Here is a 2801-nt window from a genome sequence, read left to right as displayed (position 1 = left end):
GTGAGCGTCCGGTGAGCGGATTTTGGTTAGGTGTGGGATTGGCGCAAGTTACGACACAGATGATTCATTTGTGACGTAACAGGGTATGAATGGCCAAGGTTGAGATCCTGACGGGTGCCGAGCGACAACGTCGATGGTCGACGGAACTGAAGCTTTCGATATTGCAAGAAGCGTTCAGCGCGGATGGCACCGTTTCGGATGTGGCGCGCCGGCACGACGTTCTTCCGCAGCAGATTTACGCCTGGCGAAAGAAGCTCTTGCCACCCGAATCTCCCCAGACCGCATCGTTCATCCCGGTATCGCTTATCGGAGCGTCGGAGTGCGTGAGTGAAGGCTCTAAGAGGAGCAGTGCTCGGCCGAGATGCAAAGACGTTGAAATCGTCCTGAGGAATGGCCGCTTACTGAGAATTGCAGCGGACATGGATCTCGAAGTGCTATCGTCACTGGTCGCTTGTGTGGAGGCGGCATGATCGGGCCTTCGGGGAATGTGCGGGTTTATCTGGCCTGCGGGGTGACCGACATGCGGCGTGGCATTGATGGACTGTCCGCGCTTGTCGAGACGGCTATCAAGGAGGTGCCGGGCTCCGGCGCAATCTTCGGCTTCCGCGGAAAACGCGCTGATCGGATCAAACTTTTATGGTGGGATGGCCAAGGGTTCTGCCTGTTTTACAAAATTTTGGAACGCGGATACTTTCCCTGGCCGACAGCGAAAGATGGGGTTGCGCATCTGACGCAAGCTCAGTTGTCGATGCTTGTTGAGGGGATCGACTGGCGCCGACCTGCGTGGACTTCCGCTCCCGGTCGAACGGGTTAAAAGCTATATTTTGCAAGGACATCCGGAGCATAATGCTAGCGCTTCCGGCGCAAATCGGCTACGTATGCGGGTATGGAAATAACGCCGCTGGACAGTCAGGAGGAGCTATCTGTTTTGCGCGCGCTCGTCGCTGAACAGGCGGCGAAACTTGAGCGCCAAGAAGCCGAAGTCAGCAAGCGAGACTCCATTATCGGGCTCCTGCGCGCGCAGTTGGATTTGCTCCGCCATCGGCAGCATGGCGCTTCTTCGGAAAAGATCGACCGGAAGATCGAGCAATTCGAACTGATGCTGGAGGAGATCGAAGCCGCCCGCGCCGAGGCTGAGATGCGCTCCGGGAAAGCTCCTTTGCCGGAGTTGGACGACGCGCCGGACAAGCCGAAGCGTAAACCATTGCCCGATGGTCTTCCAACCGAAGAACTGGTCTATGCAGCACCCTGCAGTTGTCCGACTTGTGGTGGCACATCGTTCCTGAAGGCCGCCGACAGGGTGATCCAGGTGATGGAGCACGTGCCGGCGTCCATCAAGATTGTCCGCCACGTCGAAAAGCGCATGATCTGCAGGGACTGCGATACGACGGTGGCAGGCGAAATGCCGACCCTGCCGATCGAGCGCGGCAAGCCCGGACCGGGGTTGCTGGCCCATATCATGGTCGCCAAATTCGACGATCACATCCCGCTCTACCGTCTATCCGAGATGTACGACCGGCTGGGGATAGATATCTCCCGATCCGTGATGGCCGACTGGGTCGGCCGCGTGTCAGTTCTGCTGGCTCCTCTCATCTTGCTGATCAGAGCCCATATCGCGGCGGTCGACCGAATACATACGGACGATACCCCGGTCGATGTTCTCGACCCTGGGCGAGGAAAGACAAAAACCGGGCGGGTCTGGGTCTATGTCTTCGATGGCAGCGGCTATCAAGATCCCACTCCAAGAGCCATTGCCTACTACTATAGCCCCGACCGCAAGGGCGCGCATCCAGCCGACCATCTCGCAAACTTCAGCGGCGTGATGCACGCGGATGGCTATGGTGGCTATAAGAAGCTTTACGGCAACCAGATCGTCGAGGCCGCCTGCATGGCCCATGTGCGCCGCAAGTTCCACGATGTGATCAAGCTGAAGCCATCTCCAATCGCTGACGAAGCGCTCTCGCGCATCGGTGCGCTCTACGATATCGAGGATCGTATCCGCGGCATGCCGGCTGACGAGCGGCGTACACTGCGCCAGCAACACGCCAGGCCCCTTCTGGCAGACTTCAAGAGCTGGATCGAGGAAAAGCTGCAGGCGGTACCACAGAAGCAGAAGCTGGCTGAAGCGATGCGATATGCCCTCTCGCGATGGGCAGCGTTGAGCGTTTACATCGACGATGGCCGTGTCGAAATCGATAACAACATAGCTGAGCGAGCCATGCGTCCGCTTGGAATCGGAAGAAAAAATTGGCTCTTCGCCGGGTCAGACAAGGGCGGTGAGCGCATCGCCAACATTCTGACTATCATCGAGACTGCCAAACTCCATGGCCACAATCCGGAGGTCTATCTCACAGACGTCCTGACCCGGATCCCGAGCCATCCCAAGGATCGGCTCCAGGAACTGCTGCCGTGGCAGTGGGTGCCGGCGAAAGACCGATACGAGGCTGCGTGATGGCACGCTCGAGGTTCATCTACACGCTCAAAGAAGTCGCCGTCATGATCGGCGAGAACCTTGAACTACTCGAGGAAGTCACCGCCAACTCGGACAATATCGCCGAGGGCGAATTGGTATATGTCCGCGATGGCAGTGAAGATGGCACAAAAGGCCTGACCGAAAATGGAATTGACGACCTTCGAGATCTCCTGGCCGACATACGGACGTGGGATGGTGGAATCCGCCAGTTCCTCGTCGATGAACAATGCGATCCCGAGGTGATCGAGCGCGTCATGGCAGATGAGCTAATCCGCAAGTCCTAAACCGTGCCTCGTTGACGCAAAAAATGCATTCGCCGGACGCTTAC

4 protein-coding genes are annotated in these 2801 nt (G+C 57.8%); all 4 read left to right on the top strand.

Annotated elements, in window-relative coordinates; genetic code table 11:
• Positions 1-89: 89 nt before the first annotated feature.
• The 4 genes from CO667_RS34390 (at position 90) to CO667_RS36465 (ending at position 2757) form a co-directional block, all read left to right on the top strand.
• Complete coding sequence (locus CO667_RS34390; protein WP_096772384.1) at positions 90-470, top strand: transposase; 381 nt, start codon at positions 90-92, stop codon at positions 468-470.
• Positions 467-814, top strand: a complete 348-nt coding sequence (gene tnpB, locus CO667_RS34385) for an IS66 family insertion sequence element accessory protein TnpB (RefSeq protein ID WP_003574550.1) — start codon at positions 467-469, stop codon at positions 812-814. The genes CO667_RS34390 and tnpB overlap by 4 nt, the downstream gene beginning before the upstream one ends.
• A 72-nt stretch (positions 815-886) precedes the next feature.
• Positions 887-2452, top strand: a complete 1566-nt coding sequence (locus CO667_RS34380) for an IS66 family transposase (RefSeq protein WP_096772372.1) — start codon at positions 887-889, stop codon at positions 2450-2452.
• Positions 2452-2757 carry a hypothetical protein gene (locus CO667_RS36465; RefSeq protein WP_096772371.1) on the top strand — a complete coding sequence of 102 codons (306 nt, stop codon included), beginning with the start codon at positions 2452-2454 and terminating at the stop codon, positions 2755-2757. Before CO667_RS34380 ends, CO667_RS36465 begins: the two co-directional genes overlap by 1 nt.
• The last annotated feature ends 44 nt before the right edge of the window (positions 2758-2801 follow it).

It is taken from the genome of Rhizobium sp. L43 (assembly GCF_002531725.1).
Lineage (GTDB): Bacteria > Pseudomonadota > Alphaproteobacteria > Rhizobiales > Rhizobiaceae > Rhizobium.
Note: the sequence above shows the minus strand (reverse complement) of the source record. Positions and strands in the feature narration are given on the sequence as shown.